Genomic DNA, 22,962 nt, shown 5'->3' on the forward strand with positions numbered 1-22,962 from the left:
AAAAGGGGGAAATGGTGGCAAATTCAATAGAAAAAATTTCTGTGCCAGAACTTGATGGAGTGTCAAAAGTTAACGTTATCGAAATATTGGTAGAACCGGGTGATCGAATAGCAAAAGAAGATAGTTTAATCACTTTAGAAGGTGATAAGGCCTCGATAGATATTCCTTCACCTTTAGCAGGTACGGTTAAAGATATCAAAGTTAAGGAAGGAGACGAAGTTAAAGAAGGAGATGAAATCTTAACTGTTGAAGTGAAGGGTGAAAAAGAGGAAAAAAAATATATCACTAAAGGAAAAGAATCGGAAAAGAGAGAGTCAAAAGAAAAAGCGCAAATAAAAGAGATTCTTGAAGATGAAAGTTTTAATACTGCTGCTGTTTATGCGGGACCAGGTGCTCGTCGGATTGCGCGGAAATATGGTGTTAATTTAACGGAAATCAAAGGAACTGGCCAAAAGGATCGTATTCTTAAAGAGGATGTTCAACAATACATAAAACAGCAACTAAAAATTACCGAAATAAAAGGAAGCGAAGGTCTATCTTTCTTTTCTGTACCTAACATTGATTTTTCCAAATTTGGTCCCATTGAAAAAAAATCTTTATCTAAAATTAAAAAAGCTACGGGTGCAAATCTCACTCGTAATTGGACGACTATCCCTCACGTCACTCAGTTTGGAGAAGCAGATGTCACTGAGCTTGAAGCATTTCGTCAAAGTCAAAAAGTTGATGCAGAAAAAAATAAGATTCGATTAACTCCATTAGTATTCATTATCAAAGTAGTAGTTAGCGCGCTTAAAAGGTTTCCCTATTTTAATGCATCGTTAGATCCTTCTGGGGATTATTTGATTTTTAAAAAATATTTTCATATCGGTGTGGCGGTCGATACACCTGAAGGATTAATGGTTCCTATTATTCGGGATGCAGATAGAAAAGGATTATTCGAATTAGCCAAAGAACTTGGTGCAATCAGCAAAAGAGCTCGTACCAATAGCTTAAGTTTAAACGACATGCAAGGAGGATGTTTTAGTATTTCCAGTTTAGGGGGGATTGGGGGTACAGCTTTTACACCGATTATCAATGTACCTGAGGTAGCAATTCTAGGAATTTCACAAATGCAATGGAAACCCGTCTGTTTTAAAAGTAGTGATAATTGTAAGATCCGACTTATGCTACCGTTAAGCTTGTCTTATGATCACCGTGTTATAGATGGTGCAGACGGAGCGAGATTCATTGTTTATTTAGCTGAACGCTTATCGGATATTAGAACACTATTATTGTGACTAATATATCTCATAAATTGATAAGAGGAAAGTTGAGGTGAGGCAGGATGCTTTTTGCTAGTTGAAAAAATGAGAGAGAAAGATGGTAAAAGAAATTAAAACTGAAGTTGTGGTTTTAGGAAGCGGGCCTGGTGGGTATACAGCAGCATTTCGGGCTGCTGATTTAGGGAAAAAAGTTGTTCTGGTAGAACAATATGAGACACTCGGTGGAGTGTGCTTAAATGTCGGATGTATTCCTTCGAAAGCTTTATTACATATAGCTAGAGTCATTGATGATGCCTATAATATGGCCTCTTTTGGTGCGGATTTTGGAAAACCCAATTTAGATATAGAGAAAATTCTTGAATGGAAAGAAAGTATTATTAAAAAATTAACAAGTGGCCTAGAAATGATGGCAAAGCAGCGTAAAGTGGAAATTGCTACGGGTTATGGAAAATTTACTTCCTCTAATGAACTATCTCTCAATAATGATTATAAAAAAGAAAAAAGCATTATTCGTTTTGAACAAGCAATTATTGCCGTAGGATCGCAACCGATAAAACTTCCCTTTATTCCTGAAGATTCGCGAGTGATGGATTCTACAAATGCATTAGAACTAGAAAGTGTGCAAGGTCATTTATTAGTAGTAGGAGGTAGCGTTATTGGTTTAGAAATGGCTACAGTCTATCATGCCTTGGGTGGAAAGATTAGCGTGGTAGAACGTATGGATCAAATTATTCCCAGAGCAGATGTAGATTTAGTAAGACCCCTCTATCAACACATTCAGAAACGTTATAAAGAAATTTTGTTGAAAACCAATATTAAAAAAGTAGAAACTGAAGAAGATGGGTTATATGTAACTTTTGAGGGTGAAAATGTGCCTAAGCAACCACAAAAATATGATCGTATTTTATTGGCTGTTGGCCGTTGTTCTAATGGTAAATTAATTGATGCAGAAAAAGCGGGTATCAACGTTGATAATAAAGGATTTATTGCAGTAGATAACCAGATGCGGACGAACGTTTCGCATATTTATGCTATTGGTGATGTTGTTGGTCAACCTATGTTGGCACATAAGGCAATTTATGAGGGGCGATTAGTGGCTGAAATTATAGCTGATAAGAAGTATTACAACGATGCTCGTTGCATTCCGGTCGTAGCCTACACGGATCCAGAAGTTGCCTGGGTTGGGTTGACGGAAAAAGAGGCGAAAAAGGAAAAAATTAAGTATAACAAAAGCATATTTCCTTGGACGGCTAGTGGTCGCGCTTTGTCATTTAACCGAAGTGAAGGTTTTACCAAATTGCTCTTCAATGAACATGGCACAGTGATTGGAGGTGGTGTCGTTGGAGTAAACGCAGGTGATTTAATTTCTGAAATAGCGTTAGCGATTGAAATAGGTCACGATGCAGAAGATATTGCACTTACGATTCATCCTCATCCGACCTTATCAGAAACCATAATGATGGCATGCGAAATATTTAAGGGAACTATCACAGATTTAATTCCTTTAAAGAAAAAGGAGTTATCATCCTGAAAATCGATCAGAATTCTCGAGCGTTTGGTAATAGGTCGAAATTTTTAAGAATTAATTTAATTCTTTTTCTTTCAGGCTTCTGCTATGCAAAGATAAGGGGATCACAATTTTAGAAAACTTTCTTACTGCGACAGTCTTTTTTTTCCAATAAAATAATCGGATAAAAAAGGTAATTATAATAAAAGGCGTTGTTTAAGAATAAAAGCTAATCGATAAGCTAGTACGTACAGTACCTCAAATTAAATTTATATTAAAAAGTTTGTGTATCTGTTAGACTCTTAGTTGAGAGTATGTTTAGTGAGGTAAATTTCAAATAAAATAACTTTGATAGAATATCAAAAATCTTTTCTTTTATGTATGCGTACTAGTCTAGAATAAAAATCTTAAAATAGGGACATGGTAAAAGAACCCTTTATTATTGATAACCAAGCAGTAGCAAAAGCTCTTGAGGTAGTTTCCGAAAAATACAGAGAAGAAGCAGAAATTTTTCATGTTATTGCCGATCGGCTTTTAGAACGGTTGAACTTTATTCGTCTCAATCCTTTGAGGATAGTAGATTTCGGTGTCCGCATGGGGTATACAACAAAAGCTTTATTAGAGCACTATAAGAAAACTGATATTATTAGCCTCGATTTTTCCGTTTCTTTGTTGAATCGTGCTAGAGATAGCATTCAGAGAAACTCTCCGAAAATGTTATCGGCAGAATACACTCTCCTACCCTTTGCAGATCAATCAGTCGATTTGATTTTTTCCAATTTAGCATTCCAGTGGTCTTTAAATCTTCAGAAAACACTGCAAGAATGCAATCGAATTTTGCAGCCAGGAGGATTTTTGTTATTTAGTACCGTTGGGCCAGATACATTACAAGAATTGCGAACAAGCTTTTCTGACAAGAAACGACACGTCCATCCTTTTTACGACATGCATGATATTGGTGATATACTCACCCATTTGAATTTTGTTGATCCTGTTATGGATGTAGAACGCTTAACTGTACTTTATCCTTCCGTTCTTCAACTAATAGCAGATTTGAAATCTATAGGTGCACATAATGCTGCTCAGGATCGATCTCGAGGATTAATGGGGAAAAGTCAATGGCAAAAAATGCTAAAGGCCTATGAAAAATGGCGAGACGAAAATCATGCTATTCCCGCAACAATCGAAGTTATTTATGGCCACGCTTTTAGAGCCGAAGTTACTTCTTCTCAAAGAAAGCAAGAGCAAGAGATTTTAATTCCGTTTAATCGTATTAAACGGAGACTAATATAGTGTAACTAACCGTTTAAGTATCAGAAAATATAATCAAATTCAATGAAGAGAATATTGCACTGATGTGGATATTGTACTGATGTATATAAATTATTTGATTCGAAGAATGAGTTCGACGTAGGGAATGAACTTTGAGTTTTACAAAACTCAAAGTTCATTCCCTAGAAGAAGAACTGGATGTTTTTATCAGAATATACAGACATAGCTGATTTATCACTATTTATAATGCTCATTCTGCAAATACTCTTTTTCAATTACAAATTAGATTGACTCTAGTTTCAAATTTTTCTGGAGATTTTTTCAAAGAAAGATTTCCTTACTTTATAGCTTCAATCGGTTACAAGTATTGACCCAGAGTTTTCAGAGCTAAAATACGTATCCTTTTTGAAATATGAGTACTTCTTTTATTCATACCGTTACTTATGATTTATGAATAAGGTCTTGTCTTGAACATATAGCTTTCTTCAGATTTAATAATCATTCTTAACGCCAAAGTATAGTGCAGCTTTATTTCTAATTTATAGAAAATAGATTATTGTGTGATAAGGATGCTTTACTTTAAGAGAAGTTTAACGTTAATTAAAACAGAGCTGTCCTTAGAATCCAAGCACTAAAAGAGGATCTTTAATGCTTTGTATTTCTTAAATTATCTTTTTACCAATGAAGATTTTTCTAAAAATAACATCATTCAAATTTCAAGCGTGATGTTCAGTAATTTAATAAGAAATAGACCTATATAACATTATTGTAATTATAATGTTATATAGGTCTATATTTAATGAAAATATACTTCCTTTTTTAAAAAAATTTACTTACAATTTGTCGTTCCCACTCTATAATAGAAGGAAAAATCATGGTAACAAAAAAACAAACTTCTCGAAAATTGACTGTAAGGAAATCTGGAAAATCCGGAGTAACAAGAATATCCACTATCAAAAATCGGATGACAAAAACACAAGTATTTTCTCACCTAGCGGAAATAACAGATCTTACAAAAAGACAAGTGACTTACGTATTTGAGGCATTAGCTGATTTAGCACAAGCCCATCTTAGAAAAGGTGGAGTTGGAGAATTTGTTATTCCAGGCTTAGCTAAATGTATTGTTAGGCGAAAAGCAGCGACAAAAGCTCGTATAGGCATTAATCCATTTACCGGAGAATCTATGACTTTTAAAGCTAAGCCAGCACGAAATATTATTAAAATTCGTCCGCTCAAGCGATTGAAAGAAATGGTAGAATAAAGGAGAAGGAATGCAAAAATCGACAAAATCAACTGCTCTGAAGCGAAAGTTAAAAAAGAATTAGCAAGAACGAGAAAAGCAAGTAAAAAAATAGTAAAGAAACAAGAAACGGCTACATTAAAAGAAAGAACGCCAGTAAAATAGAGGCTAAGCATCAAGAAAAATATTACGAAGCTCGTGAAAGGCGAAAAAACCCAGACGTTCGTGTAGGAAACCTCTTTAATTCCATATGGAAATTAATTACCGTTGACCTTAACATGATTCGTTTTATTTATAAATTCCGATTATCAAATAATTTGAAAATTAGGGTTTTTACACCTTTTTATCTGCCTTTTTTATCCGCTTTAAGTAAATTAAAAGATAATAGACATCATCACTGCGCAAATAGAAAGAGATAAGTGAATAACGATGAAAGAAAATACAGTCTCTAAATAAAAATCTTCTGTAGCTATTTGAAAAAGAATAATAATCAAATATAAAATATAATTTATTTAATGTTCGGATGTATTTAAAATGAAGAAAAATTCTTTATCGGAAATCATTTTACATTACTATACTAAGTTCAATTACTCTAAAGAGAAGTACTTACAAAATTCTAACTAACGTAAGGAAAACTAGATAGAGATAACTAAATTCCTATTAACTCGTTAACTTAAACTGATATGATGTAGTAAAAAAAACTCAGTGTAATGAAATTTCTTTATTTTGCTATTATTAGCTAACGTATCTCAAAAATTAGTTCAATAGATCTTGGAAATATCGATGTTAAATGCTCATACCAATAAGATCCCTTAAGACCTCTATAAATAATACATGCTGGATAGATCTAATTATAACATAGCAGAAAAAAAGCTTTGACTGTCATATCAGAATAGGAAGGCTGTCTTAAAGTTAATTTTTCACTCTCAAATCAATCTTTAATAGAATCAATTACTAAACATACACTCTACTGCCTTGATTTGATTGATACATGAAAAGCAAAACGATTCTCTTATTCAAGTATCAGTGGACAATATTTTACTTAAAGAAGATTAAAAAAGGATGCATGTCAAAGTGTTTTGTGGTCGTCTACAAATGAGCCCCTTTGAGGGGTCTTCTTCCTACACAGAATTTAAGAAACAGAATCTTCTCAATATGGTGGAGGCGGCGGGAATTGAACCCGCGTCCGCAAATCATCTATCTTTGACACTACATGCTTAGCATCGTCTACTTTTTAGTAGCTAATGCCCGACGTGCAGGAGCAATTAACTACGAGCCCTATTTGAGTTAGCCTTCAAGTCATGGGCCGTGTTCTTGAAAGCGATCTTGTAAAATATGACCACTAAACAGGATTTACAAGCCAATCCTGGAAATGGGAAGCCGCATTATTTAGGCAGCTAAAGCGTATTGCGTATCGTTTGCAGATATACAATTGCAACTGATTGATTTACGAGCCTATGTTGCCGGCTCGACATGCGTCTCAGATTTCAGGGTTTACGTCGAAGCCTGTCACCCCCTCTAAAAAGTTTTTTGTCCCAAATTTATCCCTCTTTAAAATACTACAGCAAAAATCTATTTTAATAAAGCTTATGGAACAACTATTTCTAAAAGAGCAAGCATATTGCTGCGAGAAAGAAGTCTTCTAAAATCGTCTAGCCAATACTTTCTTAAGAACTCTATGTTTTTCGTGTTCCCACTCTCGACGTTTAATCGTTTCTCGTTTATCATACATTTTTTTACCTTTAACTAGAGCAACTTCAGTCTTAACGCGATTTTTATGCCAATGAAGATCCAAAGATACAACGGTAAAACCCTCATTTTGAACTGCATCAAATAGCTTATCAATTTCACGCTTACTTAAAAGCAATTTACGAAATCGTTGAGGGTCAGGTTTCGTATAGTTAGCCACATTAGGAAGGGGTGAAAAATGAGCTCCGGTTAACCAAGCCTCTCCACCTTGGAAAATGATATAGCTGTCTCTCAGGTGAATACATCCAGCTCGAATGCTTTTAACTTCCCAACCTTCCAATACTAATCCTGCTTCTAATCTCTGCTTTACATAATAATCGTAGAATATCTTTTTGTTTAAAGCAATAATGCGAGTTTCAGGTTTTTTTGTGATTTGCTTGTTCATGATGTTGATTATACTATTGGAAAAATATGCCTGACATCAATAAAAGTAAGATAGTGCCATATGAGCAAAAAGAAATGTACGGCCTAATAAATGATATCGAATCTTATTCCCAATTTGTTCCATTTTGCAGAAATAGTCAAATCAATAGCCGAACAATCGATGAAATACTAGCGACGTTGTCATTTTCAAAAGGGTGTCTAAGTAAATCCTTCACTACCTTAAATCGCCTCCAACCCTATAAGATGGTGAAAATACGTTTAGTAAATGGTCCCTTCAGACAACTGGAAGGTTTTTGGCAGTTTGAAGTCTTAGAAGGAGGATGTTGTCGAGTATCGTTAGATTTAGAATTTGAGTTTTCTTCACAGTGGCTTTCAGTAATGTTTGGCCCATTATTCAATCAAGTAGCTACTATGTTAGTAGATACCTTCTGCAAACGTGCTGATATTGTTTATGGGAAAAATTCTTGATTACCGTTAGTATTTGTTGTGCCACACCTAAAAAACAACTGGAAATCTCATTAAAAGTGGAAAAAAATAGTACTGTGGTTATGGTAATCAGGCGATCAGATATTTTGCAGCAGTTTCCTGAAATTAATTTGACCAAAGCTTACGTAGGGATTTATGGTAGACGTGTTACTCTCAGTACTAGCGTACAGGATGGTGACCGAATCGAAATCTACCGTTCTCTACTTATCGATCCGAAACAAGCGCGGCTATTAAGAGCTCAACGTTTGGTTTCCAACTAATTATCAAAAGAAACAAACATTATAAAGGCTGAGTAGATTCTATCTAGTTAATGGTTTGTTTTTTCTATCCAAAAGTCAGTGACGTGATTATTGTGTAAGCAAATAATTAAATGAGTCAGTTGCATTCGTTGACGCCTCCCATGTTGGAACGTATAAACATACACCATCCGATTATCAGAAAAAATATTAACAAGCACCGGATCAGCCAATATTGCTCGTACCTGATCTTTAGTCATTCCCTTATACAAGGTGCTCAGATCCTTATCCGAAAAGATGTTTCCTTGTTGAATAGGTGGATGATAAACGCAACCCTCTAATGTTATAATTAAGTAGACTAGAAAGATCAATGTTGCACGCCTCATAATGGAAGCTCCTTATTTTCCATATTTTAAAAATGAGATGCGATTATAACGTATTTTCTCCGAAGTATGCAGCTATTAAAGGATATTCAAGTAAAGCCACAATTAATTTTTAGAAAGCATAAAAGGGAATTAACTGAAAAAGAAAGAGAGTTAACTGTAAAAAAAAGCTATGTTAGAATAGTTTTGATTATTCTAAATAATAGGATTTTTTATTGAAAGATCGAGCACTGCGTAAAGTCGGGCTTAAGGTAACGCTCCCACGTCTTAAAATACTAAAAATATTAGAAAGCGCTGATCCTCATCATATGAGTGCCGAAAATGTTTATCGCAAACTAGTAGAAATGGGAAAAGATGTGGGACTCGCTACGGTATACCGCGTGCTCACACAATTTGAAGCAGCGGGGTTGATAAAGCGGCATAACTTTGAAAGTGGGAGTGGGCATTCTGTTTTTGAAATGAATCAAGGAGAGCATCACGATCATTTAGTTTGTATCAATTGCGGTAAAGTAGAAGAGTTTATCGATGAAGTTATTGAAAATCGTCAGGAATTAATTGCTAGAAAATCCAAGTTTAGAATGACCAATCACAATTTGACAATTTACGGTATTTGTCAGTTCTGCGAAGAGCGTTCTTTTAAATGAGAAACAACTTAAATAATTCTAAAATTTTTAATATGGAACGGAATATCTTATACCTTTGGCGTATGTCTTTCCCAGTTCAGTTTACGACGTAATACGTCGTAATAATTGTAATCATTTGGATGAATGAGATGCAATAAATGCTTATACTTATGAATACAGATACTCCCATCCGCTGTTAATGCCACCCGATATTGCCCATCATTACTTACAGAAGGTGATACACCATTTTGAGAAGAAATATTTATCTTTACTTGACTATGAGCTTGGACGACTATAGGCCGGCTGCTTAAAGTGTGAGGAAACATTGGAACTAAAGCAATAACATCTAATTGTGGATGTAAAATAGGTCCTCCACCTGATAAGGCATAAGCGGTTGATCCTGTTGGAGTAGTTACAATTAATCCATCGGCGCGTTGACTGCATACAAAATCGTCGTTAATTGAAATATCAAATTCAATCATTTTTGCAGCATCTCCTGGAAGTAATACAACATCATTAAGTGCGATCCCTTGAGTAATAATTTTTCCTTTACATTCAGCGGTCATTTCTAAAAGAAAGCGTGTCTCTTCTTTGTAATTCCCTTCTAAAATGGAATTGATTTTTAGGAACTCATTGGGAGAAATATCTGTAAGAAAACCTAAACGTCCTCGATTAATTCCTAGAACAGGAATTTTCTGAGAAACAGCAACATGCGCAGCTTTGAGTAAGCTTCCATCTCCACCTACTACTATTAATAAGTCTACTGTTTCTTTCAATTGATGATCTGGTGACGCGATTAAATTACGATCTTCTAAAATATACGCGCCACGTTCTTCAACAAAAACAGTTTTATTCAAAGATAAAAGATATTCTTTAAGAGCTCGCAAGGTTTCTGGAACTCCATCGATTCTTTCGCGTCCCATTAGTGCAATTCGATGGAACAGTGGTTTTTTCATAAGAGTTGAGAATAACTTTTTTAAAATAAGAAAGCCACAGGTTATTAGGTTATGATAGTTTCCTAGCTAATGAAATTGAGCTTAGAGATTTTACAGAGCTTCATATTTTATTTAGTATTTATTTAGTATTTGATCTTAATTATGACGAGGAGATTCAAAATGAGCGAAAAAGAAAAGTCTGAATCTGAACTTAATCCTAAGAATAAAAAGGAAAAAGTAGTAAAAGACGAAGAAGAGAAAATAAAAGTAGAAAAAGACATCTCTCAGGAGGTAGAGCAATATCGAGAAGGACTCGAATTTCCCGCTCGTGAGAAACTAGAAAGTCAGCTCATTAACTTGGAGCGAAAATTAGATGAATATAAAAATCAATACATTCGTTCACAGGCAGAAATGGATAATTTACGTAAGCGGGCAGATCGAGATATCGTAAATGCCATAAAATATGGTGTAGAACAATTAATGATCGATCTTTTACCAGTGGTTGATAGTTTAATCCACGGTCTTGATAGTCCCGAATCAACCGATCCACATGTTAAAAGTCTACGAGAAGGAATGAGTTTAACATTAGATTTATTACAAAAAACACTTGAAAAGCACGGCGTTGAGATTATTGATCCTAAACCAGGTAGTCTTTTTAATCCCGCTTTTCATGAAGCTATGGCTACTCAGAATGTGCCGGATGCTAAACCTGATACGATTATACAGCTGATGCAAAAAGGCTATCAGCTCAACGGTCGAGTATTACGAGCGGCATGGGTCATTGTAGCAGCTTAAATTTTCAAGGTTATAGTTAACTAATTTTAAAGATTAAAATAACCATACGAAAATTTTCTCTTTTTTTAGATATGATGATAAAAGTTCGGGAGATAAGGTGTCTTTTATAGATTGTGTGAGGCGATCATTCGATTATTTTTGATGGTGCTCATGATTTTATATGTTTCTGGATAGAGTTTTGAGAGACATCTATCATTATTAAAACGACGTGGGAAAAAACTGGAAATTATAGGAGAATTTGTTAACCGAGCAGTTTAAGGTATTTAATAAACAGTCGAATTTCAATATGATTTGTCATAAATTTCAATATGATTTTATCACAGATGAATTAGAAAACGTATTCGAAATAAAAAATAGTAATCGACACATCATTCATCTGATGAAGATCGTTATTATATTTTAAGTTAACATTACAGAACTTTTACACTTTCTTACAGGAAGAAGTGGGCTGTTGCTATTTAGTCAGCATTCTCAGATAGACTTTATGAATCAAGACAAATTATCTACTCAAACTCTGAAGTTTTTGACAGCATTCCGGAGGTAAGTTTATAAAATCTCGTGTGATTCTATCTACTTGAATATTCTGTCTACTTAAGAAAGCAAGGAAATTAGATTCAAGTGAGATAATTTAACCTCTCAGGAAATCTTTCCTATACTTTTTCGTTAGGAATTGGAGAATATAATTGTGAAAATATTTAGAGATTATGTTTCTCTAACTTAGCACAAATTTTAAATCGTTGATATATTTCCCTTGAAATCTTAAACCCTGCCCCCACCTAACTAGAAAGGCATCCTATATTTTTAGAGAGGAAAAAGAATGGCTGAGACTATTGGCATTGATTTAGGTACTACCAACTCTTGTGTTGCGGTGATGGAGGGTGGAAAAGTACGAGTAATCGAAAATTCTGAGGGCTCACGTACTACGCCGTCGACTGTCGCTTACACAAAAGATGAAGAAATATTAGTGGGTGCATCTGCGAAGCGACAAGCTGTCACAAATCCAGATAGAACTCTCTTCGCAATTAAGCGCTTGATTGGGCGTCGCTTCGATGACGGTGTTGTTCAAAAAGATATCAAAATGGTGCCATACAAGATTATTAAGGCAGATAACGGAGATGCTTGGGTGGAAGTAACAGGCAGGGATGGTCGTCGAGAGAATTTAGCACCACCGCAAATTTCTGCTCAAGTTCTAATGAAAATGAAGAAGACAGCCGAAGACTACTTAGGTCATCCAGTAACTGATGCTGTGATAACAGTACCGGCTTACTTCAACGATTCGCAACGTCAAGCGACCAAGGATTCTGGCAAGATTGCGGGTCTTAATGTGAAACGTATCATCAATGAACCTACTGCTGCCGCATTAGCCTATGGGATGGACAAGAAGAAAGGCGACCGCAAAATCTCTGTTTATGATTTAGGTGGTGGGACGTTTGATGTTTCTATTATTGAAATTGCCGAAGTGGATGGTGAGCATCAATTTGAGGTACTAGCTACGAATGGCGACACCTTCCTAGGAGGTGAAGACTTTGACTTGCGGTTAATTGACTATTTGGCTAACGAGTTTAAGAAAGATGTGGGTGTGGATTTACATAACGATCCTCTGGCACTACAGCGCTTAAAAGAAGCAGCTGAAAAAGCGAAAATTGAGCTCTCGTCTAGCCATCAGACTGATGTCAATTTGCCTTACATTACTGCAGATGCTGCTGGTCCTAAACATTTAAATATTCGTGTTACTCGGGCGAAATTGGAATCACTAGTAGAGGATTTAATTGAAAAAACGATCGAACCCTGTAAGACAGCGATTCAAGACGCTGGTCTCAAGGTTTCTGAAATCGATGATGTAATTTTAGTTGGTGGTCAAACTCGTATGCCAAAAGTTCAGGAAGCTGTTAAAGAATTTTTCGGGAAGGAAGCGCGTAAAGATGTGAATCCAGATGAGGCAGTAGCCATTGGTGCAGCTATTCAAGGCGCAGTATTGTCTGGCGAAGTCAAAGATGTATTGTTACTTGATGTTACACCACTCTCCTTGGGAATTGAAACTCTAGGTGGAGTTATGACTAAACTAATTGATAAAAATACTACGATTCCAACAAAAGCTAACCAAGTATTTTCAACTGCTGAAGATAATCAAACCGCTGTTACAGTTCATGTTTTACAAGGTGAACGAGAAATGGCTGTAGCAAATAAATCATTGGGGCGTTTTGATCTGACGGATATCCCACCAGCGCCACGAGGTATGCCGCAAATTGAAGTAACTTTTGATATTGATGCTAACGGCATTCTTCATGTGTCGGCGAAAAATAAAGCAACGGGTAAGGAGCAATCAATTGTAATTAAAGCCTCAAGCGGTTTGTCAGATGAAGAAGTTAAAAAGATGGTCAAAGATGCAGAAGCGCATCGAGAGACAGATCTCAAGTTCCATAAGTTGGTAGATGCGCGAAACCAAGCTGACACGGTGATTCATACTGTTGAAAAATCTATGAAAGACTTAGAATCCGCCAAGGTTACGATTGACGAAAAAGATATCATTGAAAAAGCAATTAGAACTCTTAAAGAAGAGATTAAAGGGAATGATAGAGATGCGATTGAGAAAAAAACTAAGGCATTGACAGAGTATTCTTCTAAATTGGTAGAACGCCTCTATGCTTCTAAGAAGGGTTCTGCTGGAGATCCTTCGGGTAGTACAACAGGTTCTAAAGAATCTCAGAATGAAAGTGTCAAGAAGGAGGATGTCGTTGATGCTGAGTTCGAAGAGGTTAAAGACGAAAAGAAAGGGGATGAAGATAAGAAGTAGGTAATAGCTGAAAGCTTCTTGTTATCCCGACTCACATAATTTCACTAGTCGCTAAATCTCCACTTTCATTGGCGAGGATGTTGTCTCTAAAGAAGAATCGGAAAAGCATATCTCATGGCAAAGCGCGATTATTATGAAGTTCTGGGCGTCAGCCGGACAGCGACTGAGGCTGAAGTTAAAAAAGCCTTCCGTCGTCTGGCAATGAAGTATCATCCAGATCGGAATATTGGTGATAAAGATGCAGAGATGAAATTTAAAGAAGCACGAGAGGCTTACGAAGTACTTTCTGATTCACGTAAAAGAGCTTCTTATGATCAGTTTAGTCATGCTAATGTAGAGCACTCTTTTGGAGAAGGAGTGGGCGGGGGTTTTGGTTTTGGAGATTTAGGAGATATTTTTGGTGATATTTTTGGTGATATTTTTGGAGGCGGGCGGCCTAAACCTCGTGAAAAACAAGGAGCTGATTTAAACTATGATCTTATTCTTTCGTTAGAAGAAGTTGTTCACGGAATTACTCAAAAAATTAAAGTTCCAACTTGGATGAATTGCGGCACATGTAATGGGAGTGGCGCTAAGAAAGGTACCAGACCGATTACTTGCCAGCGTTGCAGTGGGAGCGGAAAGATGCGTATGCATCATGGATTTCTGCAGGTGCAACAAACATGTTCGGTATGTCGTGGGACAGGACAAGTCATTAAAGACTTTTGTCCTGATTGTTATGGTCAAGGTCGTCGTCAGCAAACAAAAACTTTATCTATTAAAATTCCCCAAGGTATTGATACTGGTGATCGTATTCGTCTCTCTGGTAAAGGAGAAGCAGGTCTTTTTGGGGCGTTGCCTGGGGATCTCTATGTGCAAATTCAGGTAAAACCCCATCCCATCTTTCAGCGGGAAGGTAACGACTTACATTCGGAGGTGCCTATTGATTTCGTTACAGCTGCTTTAGGAGGAGAAGTCGAAATCCCAACACTAGATGGTGCTGTACGTTTGATGATTCCTTCAGAAACACAAAGTGGAAAGCAATTTCGTTTGCGAGGAAAAGGCGTGAAAGCATTACAAAGTGGTGAAGTAGGAGATTTGATTTGTCATGTTACGGTAGAAACACCGATAAAATTAAATACGGAACAAAAAGAATCATTAAAGCGTTTTGCTGGGCTATTGGAAAAAGAAGGTAAAAATCATAGTCCGCGTAGACGAAGTTGGTTTGATAGTGTAAAAGAATTTTTTACGACAAAGTAAAGGTGAATTTTCTAGAAATGCTAAAAATAATTAATTACTAAATTGGCTTTCCATTGCATTCAGAATCGCTTATCCTTGGGCGGATCAAAGTTTATTTCAGATTTTAAAAGAGGTATTGCTGCCAAAAAATGAGCGATTTAAATCCGCTTAACGGGCGAAAGCCAGCAATTTTGGCATTAGCTGACGGTAGCTTGTTTTCTGGGTATGCTATTGGAGTAGATGGCCAAACTGCTGGAGAGGTTATTTTTAATACGTCATCGACAGGTTATCAGGAAATTTTGACAGATCCTTCGTATGTGGAACAAATTGTTGCTTTGACTTGCCCTCACATTGGTAATGTAGGAGTTAATATCAACGATCAGGAATCACATCGAATTTGGGTTTCTGGATTAGTTATCCGTGAATTGTCTTCTATTGTCAGTAATTGGCGCGCTGAGCAATCACTTGAAGATTATTTAAAATCTGAGGGAATTGTTGCCATTGCAGGAATTGATACTCGGCGATTGGTTCGCTTGATCCGTAAGCAAGGTGCGTTGCACGGGTGTATTATAGCTGGCAAAGATGCAGATGCCGATCAAGCTCTTAAATATGCCAATGCTTATCTGAGCTCGGAAGGGAGGGATTTAACCAAAATTGCTTCCAGAAAAAGAATACAAACTTGGGTCGAGAAAACCTTAGTTCTTGAAGATAACAATCAAGAAACTGAACAGCAAGGCAACTATCATATTGTGGTTTACGATTATGGTTTAAAACGGCAAATTTTGCGTTTGTTGATAGATAATGGTTGCTCTATAACGGTTGTTCCTGCTCAAACACCCATAAAAGCAGTTTTGGATTTGAATCCTAATGGTATTGTGTTGTCTAATGGGCCAGGTGATCCTGGAGCTTGTGATTATGCAATTTCGGCAATTCAAGAAATTTTAGAAAAGGGCATTCCTTTGTTAGGAATTTGCTTAGGCTTTCAGCTTTTGGTGTTAGCTTGCGGCGGTAGAACAGAAAAAATGAAGTTTGGACATCATGGAGTCAATCATCCCATTCAAAATATTGTAACCGGACGTGTTTATATTACCAGTCAAAATCATAATTTTGTGGTGGATGAAAGAAATTTACCGGATACCTTGGAAGTAACACATCGTTCTTTATTTGATGGTACGTTGCAAGGAATTGCACATACGATCAAGCCAGCGATTGCTTTTCAGGGTCATCCGGAAGCAAGTCCTGGACCTCAGGATATGAGGGGAATATTTAAAGAGTTTATTGAGTTGATAAGAAAAAAATCTCCTCACTTTTAACAATCCTTAAGAAAGAAGTGGAAGGGAGAAAAATGGGGGCACGAGAAAAGCAGTGCACTCATTATGATAAATAACATGCCAAAAAGAGCGGATATAAAAAGTGTATTAATTATTGGAGCTGGTCCTATTGTCATTGGGCAAGCGTGTGAATTTGACTATTCTGGAACCCAAGCTTGTCGAGCCATCCGAGAGGAAGGATGTCGTGTCATTTTGGTGAATTCGAATCCTGTCACTATCATGACAGATCCTGATGTAGCAGATGCTACTTATATTGAGCCTATCAGTTGGGAAGTAATTACCAAAATTATCAAAAAAGAAAAGCCGGATGCAATCTTGCCAACCATGGGTGGTCAAACTGGTTTAAATTGTGCATTGGATTTAGTACGTAAAGGGGTTTTAGAAAAATATAAGGTGCAGCTAATTGGTGCTTCTCGAGAAGCCATTGATAAAGCTGAAGATCGGGCCTTATTTCAAAAGGCCATGGCTAAAATTGGTTTAAAGACAACCCGTTCTGGATTAACTCATTCTATGGAAAAAGCTTGGAAAATTCTAGATAGAGTTGGATTTCCGGCAATCATTCGCCCTTCCTTTACTTTAGGTGGGAGTGGTGGAGGTATTGCATACAATAGGGATGAATTTTTAGAAATTTGCACCCGCGGTCTCGCACTATCTCCTACTAATGAGGTATTAATTGATGAATCTATTGTCGGATGGAAAGAGTTTGAATTAGAAGTTGTACGAGATAAGAAAGATAACTGTATTATTGTTTGTAGCATCGAAAATATGGATCCCGTAGGTATCCATACTGGCGATTCCATTACTATCGTTCCAGCACAGACATTGACGGATAAAGAGTATCAACGCATGCGAGATGCCGCTATTGCAATTTTGCGAGAAATTGGGGTGGAAACTGGTGGCTCTAATGTACAATTCGCGATTAATCCAAACGACGGGCGAATGATTGTAATTGAAATGAATCCTCGCGTATCTCGTTCTTCTGCTCTTGCTTCAAAGGCTACTGGTTTTCCTATTGCAAAAGTTGCAGCGAAATTAGCTATTGGATTTACTTTAGATGAATTGCGGAATGAAATTACAGGTGGTAAAGTTCCCGCTTCATTTGAACCCACAATTGATTATGTTGTGATTAAAATTCCTCGATTCAATTTTGAAAAATTTCCCCAAGCACAGCCTCGACTGACGACTCAGATGAAATCGGTAGGTGAAGTAATGGCTATTGGTCGCACTTTTCAAGAATCCTTACAAAAAGCCATTCGTGGATTAGAGATTGGCGTTTACGGGTTAGAACCTAAAGTAAAAATTGGAGATTCGAAAACCATTGACGAGACGCTTCGTGAAGCGATTAGAAAAGAATTACGCTTTGCTGGTCCTGAGCGTTTGTGGTACCTCGCTGACGCTTTTCGCATGGGTTTTAGTCTAGAAGAAGTTTATAGGAATAGCCAAATCGATCGTTGGTTTTTAATACAAATAGAAGAACTTGTTAGTTTAGAAAAAGCAATAGAGAACACATCTCTAAAAAAATTGTCTCGTGAGGAGTTATTTTATTTAAAACGTAAAGGATTTTCTGATAAGCGTTTAGCTCAATTATCAAAAACCACTGAAGAACAAGTGCGCAATTATCGGCATAAATTAAAAATCCATCCCGTTTACAAGCGAGTGGATACTTGTGCCGCCGAATTTGTTACGGATACAGCTTATCTTTATTCAACTTATGAAGAAGAAGACGAATGTTTTCCAACAAATCGAAATAAAATAATGGTGTTAGGAAGCGGGCCAAATCGAATTGGTCAAGGTATCGAATTTGACTATTGCTGTGTGCATGCGGCGTTAGCTATGCGTGAAATGAGTTATGAAAGCATTATGGTCAATTGTAACCCCGAAACTGTTTCAACAGATTTTGATATTTCTGATCGACTTTATTTCGAACCGCTTACATTAGAAGATGTTTTGGAAATTGTAGCCATTGAAAAACCTAAAGGTGTCATTGTCCAATTTGGAGGACAAACACCTTTGAAACTATCTAGAGCATTAGCAAAGGCAAAAGTTCCTATTTTAGGAACACAACCTGATGCTATTGATCGAGCTGAAGATCGTGAGCGCTTTCAAATGCTGATTCGAGAATTAAATTTACAACAGCCACCCAATGGGACAGTGCGCAGTGTGAAAGAAGGTTTACGTTTAGCAAAAGTATTTTCCTATCCATTAATTGTTCGTCTTTCTTATGTATTGGGTGGACGGGCCATGAAAATTATTTATAGCGAGAAAGAGTTGACTCGTTATATGACTAAAGATGTCATTGTTTCGGAAAATAAGCCTTTACTTTTAGATAGGTTTTTGGATGATGCTATAGAAGTAGACATTGATGCAGTATGTGACGGTAAAAATGTTTTGATTGGTGGGATTTTGGAGCATATCGAGCAAGCTGGCGTTCATTCCGGTGATTCCTCTTGCACTTTTCCACCTCATAGTTTAAGCACAAAAATACAAGATCAACTACGAGAACAAGTCTGTCTAATAGCGAAAGAACTCAATGTGATAGGTTTAATTAATACTCAATTTGCAATTCAGGGAGATGAAATCTATGTGCTTGAAGTTAATCCCCGTGCTTCTCGGACAGTCCCTTTTCTTGCAAAAGCTACAGGTCTATCCCTAACTAAAATTGCGGCTCGCTGTATGGTTAATGTTTCTTTGGAAGCACAGGCTGTGCAGGAATACATTCCTAATTTTTTCTTTGTGAAAAAACCGGTTTTCCCATTCAATAAATTTGCAGGTGTCGATCCTATCTTGGGACCTGAAATGCGTTCTACCGGAGAAGCCATGGGAGTAGGTGAGAATTTTGGTCAAGCCTTTGCAAAAGGCCAGTTAGGTGGTGGGGATGTTATCCCGCGCGGTGGGCGTGCTTTTGTTAGTGTTCGCGATGCAGATAAAGAACGCGCAGTAAAAGTGACCAGTGCTTTAGCAAATTTGGGATTTGAGATTGTTTCTACTCGAGGGACTGCCAAGGTATTAAAAAACGCGGGAATTTTGTGTACGGTGGTTAATAAAGTCACTGAAGGTCACCCTCATATTGTCGACATGATTGAAAATGAACAGATAAATTTTATTATCAATACTACGGAAGGTGAACAGGCCATTGAAGATTCAAATATTATCCGAATTAGCGCAGTCCAACACAAAGTGTGTTATACAACGACATTAGCGGGTGGGGAAGCCACTATTTTGGCTCTGCAGACAAGTGATTCAAATCATCTTCAGCCTCTGCAAGATATTCATCGTCAAAGATGATCAGATACTTTCTTATTGGCTATCCGCTATCCGCTGTTAATATATGATGCTTTCCTATCTGAAGCCTTTCTGATACTGAATCTTGAGTAAGCTTTTAATATACAGAGTAGATTTAGGTCTATTCGGTAGTTTGATTGTGAGTCATATCTAAATTTTAAGAAGAGTTCTGAAGACTAAGCTAGCTAGGAGGCTAAAATACCGTTGTTGAATATAAATTAAATTTATTGCTTCTGGATGCATACTAGAATCTACTTTCTATATTATCAATATTGATATTATAGTATTTATAGCGACCGTATGAATGAGCTTGAATGGCAAAGCAAGCATGTGTGTGTGGTGCTACAGCAGTGCTATACTGGACGTTTTATATTGTTTGAGGTGGTACGATGATGCGAGCGATTGTTCCTATAACTGTAAAAGGTATTGCTAATTTACGATCAGAGTTAGAATTTTTGAAAACGGTCGAACGGCCTAAGATCATTACAGCTATCGCAGAAGCGCGTGCTCACGGTGATTTAAAAGAAAATGCCGAATATCATGCTGCACGGGAACGTCAATCGTTTATAGAGGGACGTATTTTAGAAATTGAATCGAAATTAGCTCACTGTCAGATAATCGATATCTCACACATTCCTAACGAGGGGAAAGTAATTTTCGGAGCTACGGTTACTCTGTTAAATTTAAAAACTCAAACTGAAGTTGTCTATCAAATTGTAGGTGTAGATGAAATTAACTTGAGAGAAAGTAAAATTTCGATATCTGCTCCTTTAGCACGGGCTTTGATTGGAAAATATATTGAGGATGTTGTAGAAGTTAAAACTCCAGAGGGCACAACAGAATATGAAATTTTGAATGTCGAATATCTTTAATCAATTTTCTAGTAAAAATCATTCGTGGCTTACTAATGAAGCACAAAAATAACAAAGCAAGACCTAATGTGATTCTTACTAACTCTTGAAAATTTACTTAATGTCAATCTCGATCTGAGCTTATGATTTCCATTTAATATTACACCCTTGGCTTGGTTGTTGTTTGCGACTAACAGGTTTCCCAGAAAGTATGTTATCTAGTGCTTTACTAAGATCTTTCCCCGTAACAGGAATATCTCTCCCAGGGCTTGAGTCATCGAAACGGCCGTGGTAAATACAAATAAGGTTGTGATTAAATATATAGAAATCAGGGGTGCATTCTGCCTGATAAGCTTGAGCGACTTCTTGAGTTTCATCAAAAAGATAGGGAAAGGAATAATCAAAATTTTTAGCTATAGCTTTCATATTTTCAGGAGAATCCTCTGGGTAATTTTTGATGTCATTAGAATTAATAGCAACAAATTGAATGCTTTTAGCTTGATATTTTTTTGCTATTTCAACCAGTTTTTTTTGAATGTGCTGAACAAAAGGGCAGTGATTACAGATAAACATAACAACTGTTGCGACGTCGGATTTTAGCTGGCTCAATGACTTTTTTTCACTGCTGATAACATCAGTCAAGTTAAAACTTGGCGCTTTCGTTCCCAAAGGGATTATCTTTGAAGAAGTTAAGGTCATTTTTTTCTCCTTATTTTTTATTTCGCTATTTCCAAGATTAATTTCCATTATGTTGATCTTTAAATAAGACCTTACGGAATTAACCATGAATCGTTAATGCACATAATATCTTAAATGAGAGGTGCTCCACCATACTATTTGGATTAATTTTTCCAGTAGAGGCAAATAGCATGAAAAGGAAAATATCCATAAAAATGCGTAATTTTTTCAGACCTCTATTAAAATTTTTACAAAAAAAATGATGTTTGAATAACAAGTAATAGATCAGAAGAGTGGCAATATTTAGATAGATTGGGAATGTTTTCTTTTTTGGTGGCTATAATCATTTGCTTATACGATTAAAAGGAAGAAATAACAGGAAAATGGTTAAGAATATTTATTGACGCCACTAGTCACTTAACATTTAGTTTTGATTTTTATCAGATTACAATATCCTTTTTGTCACCAGAGTAAAGCTCGTTTATATTTAAAAAATCCAAAATTTTGCTTCTAAAAAGATTGTATACTGTTTTTAAAGATAAAGTAGTTGTAGTGATAGATCGAACTGTTGTTAAAATAGATCGAACTGTTGTTAAAATAGATCGAACTGTTGTTAAAACTGAGATCGTAAGAGGGAAGGCGCATAGCAAAGAGAAGGTCGTGAAGTCTATGAACATATAGAGATGAGATAAAGTATAGACTAAACCATAGCAACACAACTAGGGAAAGATAAAGTAACTTACTTTGATTGTAACTTTTAATTCTGATATTAAAAAAATACAGCACTTATAGAGATAATCTTAGATCAAACCATTTTTTTTATCTTGGTATTCTTATTAGTCATACCAGGAAAGTCATTACGCAACAATATTTCAAATGCCAATGCCAGGATATTACGATTGGATTTTTTTAATATACAAACTCCTCTATTTTTTAATTCTTAAAAATGTAGAAACAAAGTACTATTTTTATGAAGTAGTTAGGGTTAGTTCTATTAATGCTCTCAATTGGATTAAGCAGATTTGTTAGCTTTTATTATGATATGAAAGGTGGTCTAAAATACAATTTTAAGCAAAGAAGGTGTGCTCATGAATCAGATAAATATATGTTAGACGCTAACTATGAAAAAAGTAAAATTAAAGAAGATGAAAGTTTTCTAACCTCTGGAAGTCAAAATTCTTTTTATTTACATACTGTTGGAATATTTTTTTCGTCTTTCAGATTTGCATGATATTGTTATTTTGGGCTGCCTATGTATCAGTTCTAGTAAAATAGGGGCGTGAATTGAAAAGTATTCTATTTTATAGAATACACTTAATTAACGAAAATCACCGACGCAAAAGTTTTTATATATTCTCAGAGACGCAATTTCGTGACTTTAAGAATCTATACGGATAAAAGGTATTTGTAGATTAGGAGATAGGATATATAATTATTTAGAGGACCATTTGATTCCTTCGAAAACTGAAGATACCTGGAAATATTTTTATAGAATTTTGCTTTTTTGTAACTTAACCTGAGTAATGAAATTTCGTGACATTTTATGTTCCACATTAGCGACTTTAGATAGATGAAAACGCCCTGCCATTGATAATCATGACTTTCCTCATACTGAATAATAAGCATTTTCAACGGCAGTTTTTTCTAGTACACAGTTTGATCAAGATCTATTTATGAAGCAATATACCGGCACGTCGTAAATAATTAGCTACTGCCCAATAATATTTAAATCCGGGGTGTTTTTTAATAAGTCTAGATAAAATAGGCGCAACACCTCCTAGTTGCTCATGATCAAGAGCATCCTGGGATCCCAATTCTGTAATAAATCGTCCATTCTGATGATGAATTCCTTAAACTGAAGCTACAATCACGTAATATCCCTGATTATGCACAATTTCTTTGACTCTTATCAGGAATCTTTCCTTTTGTAAATGAA

At 36.1% G+C, this 22,962-nt stretch carries 18 protein-coding genes and 1 other RNA gene; 13 read left to right on the top strand and 6 right to left on the bottom strand.

Annotated features, from left to right (window positions below; genetic code table 11):
* The first annotated feature begins 11 nt into the window (after positions 1–11).
* From ONG85_RS02315 to ONG85_RS02330, 4 genes are all read left to right on the top strand, one after another.
* Entirely contained in the window at positions 12–1,277 is a 1,266-nt protein-coding gene (locus ONG85_RS02315) for a 2-oxo acid dehydrogenase subunit E2 (RefSeq protein WP_264435330.1), read from the top strand.
* A gap of 82 nt (positions 1,278–1,359) precedes the next feature.
* Entirely contained in the window at positions 1,360–2,793 is a 1,434-nt protein-coding gene (gene lpdA / locus ONG85_RS02320) for a dihydrolipoyl dehydrogenase (RefSeq protein WP_264435331.1), read from the top strand.
* A gap of 396 nt (positions 2,794–3,189) precedes the next feature.
* Complete coding sequence (gene bioC, locus ONG85_RS02325; protein ID WP_264435332.1) at positions 3,190–4,062, top strand: malonyl-ACP O-methyltransferase BioC; 873 nt, start codon at positions 3,190–3,192, stop codon at positions 4,060–4,062.
* 853 nt (positions 4,063–4,915) lie between these two features.
* Positions 4,916–5,302 carry an HU family DNA-binding protein gene (locus ONG85_RS02330; RefSeq protein ID WP_264435333.1) on the top strand — a complete coding sequence of 129 codons (387 nt, stop codon included), beginning with the start codon at positions 4,916–4,918 and terminating at the stop codon, positions 5,300–5,302.
* 1,135 nt (positions 5,303–6,437) lie between these two features.
* Here the strand turns inward: ONG85_RS02330 and ssrA are convergent.
* Both ssrA and smpB read right to left on the bottom strand, forming a co-directional pair.
* Positions 6,438–6,798, bottom strand: a transfer-messenger RNA (tmRNA) gene (gene ssrA / locus ONG85_RS02335).
* 125 nt (positions 6,799–6,923) lie between these two features.
* Entirely contained in the window at positions 6,924–7,415 is a 492-nt protein-coding gene (gene smpB / locus ONG85_RS02340) for an SsrA-binding protein SmpB (RefSeq protein ID WP_264435334.1), read from the bottom strand.
* A gap of 26 nt (positions 7,416–7,441) precedes the next feature.
* Between smpB and ONG85_RS02345 the strand changes: the two genes are divergently transcribed.
* Positions 7,442–7,882, top strand: a complete 441-nt coding sequence (locus ONG85_RS02345; protein WP_264435335.1) for a type II toxin-antitoxin system RatA family toxin — start codon at positions 7,442–7,444, stop codon at positions 7,880–7,882.
* The gene (locus ONG85_RS02350; protein WP_264435336.1) at positions 7,879–8,160 is read left to right on the top strand and encodes an RnfH family protein; all 282 of its coding nucleotides are present in this window, start codon (positions 7,879–7,881) and stop codon (positions 8,158–8,160) included. Before ONG85_RS02345 ends, ONG85_RS02350 begins: the two co-directional genes overlap by 4 nt.
* A 47-nt stretch (positions 8,161–8,207) precedes the next feature.
* Here ONG85_RS02350 and ONG85_RS02355 read toward each other — a convergent pair whose 3' ends face one another.
* Positions 8,208–8,522: an outer membrane protein assembly factor BamE gene (locus ONG85_RS02355; protein WP_264435337.1), complete on the bottom strand. Its 315-nt coding sequence runs from the start codon at positions 8,520–8,522 to the stop codon at positions 8,208–8,210.
* 212 nt (positions 8,523–8,734) lie between these two features.
* Here ONG85_RS02355 and fur point away from each other — a divergent pair, with 212 nt between their 5' ends.
* Positions 8,735–9,163 (top strand): ferric iron uptake transcriptional regulator, encoded by a 429-nt coding sequence (gene fur / locus ONG85_RS02360; RefSeq protein ID WP_264435338.1) that lies wholly within the window; start codon positions 8,735–8,737, stop codon positions 9,161–9,163.
* A gap of 47 nt (positions 9,164–9,210) precedes the next feature.
* Here the strand turns inward: fur and ONG85_RS02365 are convergent, their stop codons facing one another.
* Positions 9,211–10,098 carry an NAD(+) kinase gene (locus ONG85_RS02365; RefSeq protein ID WP_264435339.1) on the bottom strand — a complete coding sequence of 296 codons (888 nt, stop codon included), beginning with the start codon at positions 10,096–10,098 and terminating at the stop codon, positions 9,211–9,213.
* A gap of 159 nt (positions 10,099–10,257) precedes the next feature.
* Here ONG85_RS02365 and grpE point away from each other — a divergent pair, with 159 nt between their 5' ends.
* The 6 genes from grpE (at position 10,258) to greA (ending at position 20,369) form a co-directional block, all read left to right on the top strand.
* A complete protein-coding gene (gene grpE, locus ONG85_RS02370) occupies positions 10,258–10,872 on the top strand; it encodes a nucleotide exchange factor GrpE (RefSeq protein ID WP_264435340.1) in 615 nt (204 codons plus the stop codon).
* Between the two features lie 817 nt (positions 10,873–11,689).
* Positions 11,690–13,666: a molecular chaperone DnaK gene (gene dnaK, locus ONG85_RS02375; protein WP_264435341.1), complete on the top strand. Its 1,977-nt coding sequence runs from the start codon at positions 11,690–11,692 to the stop codon at positions 13,664–13,666.
* Between the two features lie 114 nt (positions 13,667–13,780).
* Positions 13,781–14,905 (top strand): molecular chaperone DnaJ, encoded by a 1,125-nt coding sequence (gene dnaJ / locus ONG85_RS02380; RefSeq protein ID WP_264435342.1) that lies wholly within the window; start codon positions 13,781–13,783, stop codon positions 14,903–14,905.
* A 128-nt stretch (positions 14,906–15,033) separates the two neighbouring features.
* Positions 15,034–16,197 carry a glutamine-hydrolyzing carbamoyl-phosphate synthase small subunit gene (carA, locus tag ONG85_RS02385; protein ID WP_264435343.1) on the top strand — a complete coding sequence of 388 codons (1,164 nt, stop codon included), beginning with the start codon at positions 15,034–15,036 and terminating at the stop codon, positions 16,195–16,197.
* Positions 16,198–16,272: 75 nt separating this feature from the next.
* Entirely contained in the window at positions 16,273–19,500 is a 3,228-nt protein-coding gene (gene carB, locus ONG85_RS02390; protein WP_264435884.1) for a carbamoyl-phosphate synthase large subunit, read from the top strand.
* 389 nt (positions 19,501–19,889) lie between these two features.
* Entirely contained in the window at positions 19,890–20,369 is a 480-nt protein-coding gene (gene greA, locus ONG85_RS02395; RefSeq protein ID WP_406566723.1) for a transcription elongation factor GreA, read from the top strand.
* Between the two features lie 120 nt (positions 20,370–20,489).
* Here the strand turns inward: greA and ONG85_RS02400 are convergent, their stop codons facing one another.
* Both ONG85_RS02400 and ONG85_RS02405 read right to left on the bottom strand, forming a co-directional pair.
* Positions 20,490–21,047: a thioredoxin family protein gene (locus ONG85_RS02400; protein ID WP_264435346.1), complete on the bottom strand. Its 558-nt coding sequence runs from the start codon at positions 21,045–21,047 to the stop codon at positions 20,490–20,492.
* 1,646 nt (positions 21,048–22,693) lie between these two features.
* Positions 22,694–22,840: a hypothetical protein gene (locus ONG85_RS02405; RefSeq protein ID WP_264435348.1), complete on the bottom strand. Its 147-nt coding sequence runs from the start codon at positions 22,838–22,840 to the stop codon at positions 22,694–22,696.
* Between the last annotated feature and the right edge of the window lie 122 nt (positions 22,841–22,962).

Source organism: Coxiella endosymbiont of Dermacentor marginatus (assembly GCF_907164955.1).
In the GTDB taxonomy this organism is placed as follows: Bacteria; Pseudomonadota; Gammaproteobacteria; order Coxiellales; family Coxiellaceae; genus Coxiella.

Bases quoted from the DNA above. Each gene is read 5' to 3' on its own strand.
- ONG85_RS02315 (WP_264435330.1), top strand. From the start codon at position 12: ATGGTGGCAAATTCAATAGAAAAAATTTCTGTGCCAGAACTTGATGGA.
- lpdA (WP_264435331.1), top strand. From the start codon at position 1,360: ATGGTAAAAGAAATTAAAACTGAAGTTGTGGTTTTAGGAAGCGGGCCT.
- bioC (WP_264435332.1), top strand. From the start codon at position 3,190: ATGGTAAAAGAACCCTTTATTATTGATAACCAAGCAGTAGCAAAAGCT.
- ONG85_RS02330 (WP_264435333.1), top strand. From the start codon at position 4,916: ATGGTAACAAAAAAACAAACTTCTCGAAAATTGACTGTAAGGAAATCT.
- smpB (WP_264435334.1), bottom strand. From the start codon at position 7,415: ATGAACAAGCAAATCACAAAAAAACCTGAAACTCGCATTATTGCTTTA.
- ONG85_RS02345 (WP_264435335.1), top strand. From the start codon at position 7,442: ATGCCTGACATCAATAAAAGTAAGATAGTGCCATATGAGCAAAAAGAA.
- ONG85_RS02355 (WP_264435337.1), bottom strand. From the start codon at position 8,522: ATGAGGCGTGCAACATTGATCTTTCTAGTCTACTTAATTATAACATTA.
- ONG85_RS02365 (WP_264435339.1), bottom strand. From the start codon at position 10,098: ATGAAAAAACCACTGTTCCATCGAATTGCACTAATGGGACGCGAAAGA.
- grpE (WP_264435340.1), top strand. From the start codon at position 10,258: ATGAGCGAAAAAGAAAAGTCTGAATCTGAACTTAATCCTAAGAATAAA.
- dnaK (WP_264435341.1), top strand. From the start codon at position 11,690: ATGGCTGAGACTATTGGCATTGATTTAGGTACTACCAACTCTTGTGTT.
- dnaJ (WP_264435342.1), top strand. From the start codon at position 13,781: ATGGCAAAGCGCGATTATTATGAAGTTCTGGGCGTCAGCCGGACAGCG.
- carA (WP_264435343.1), top strand. From the start codon at position 15,034: ATGAGCGATTTAAATCCGCTTAACGGGCGAAAGCCAGCAATTTTGGCA.
- carB (WP_264435884.1), top strand. From the start codon at position 16,273: ATGCCAAAAAGAGCGGATATAAAAAGTGTATTAATTATTGGAGCTGGT.
- greA (WP_406566723.1), top strand. From the start codon at position 19,890: ATGCGAGCGATTGTTCCTATAACTGTAAAAGGTATTGCTAATTTACGA.
- ONG85_RS02400 (WP_264435346.1), bottom strand. From the start codon at position 21,047: ATGACCTTAACTTCTTCAAAGATAATCCCTTTGGGAACGAAAGCGCCA.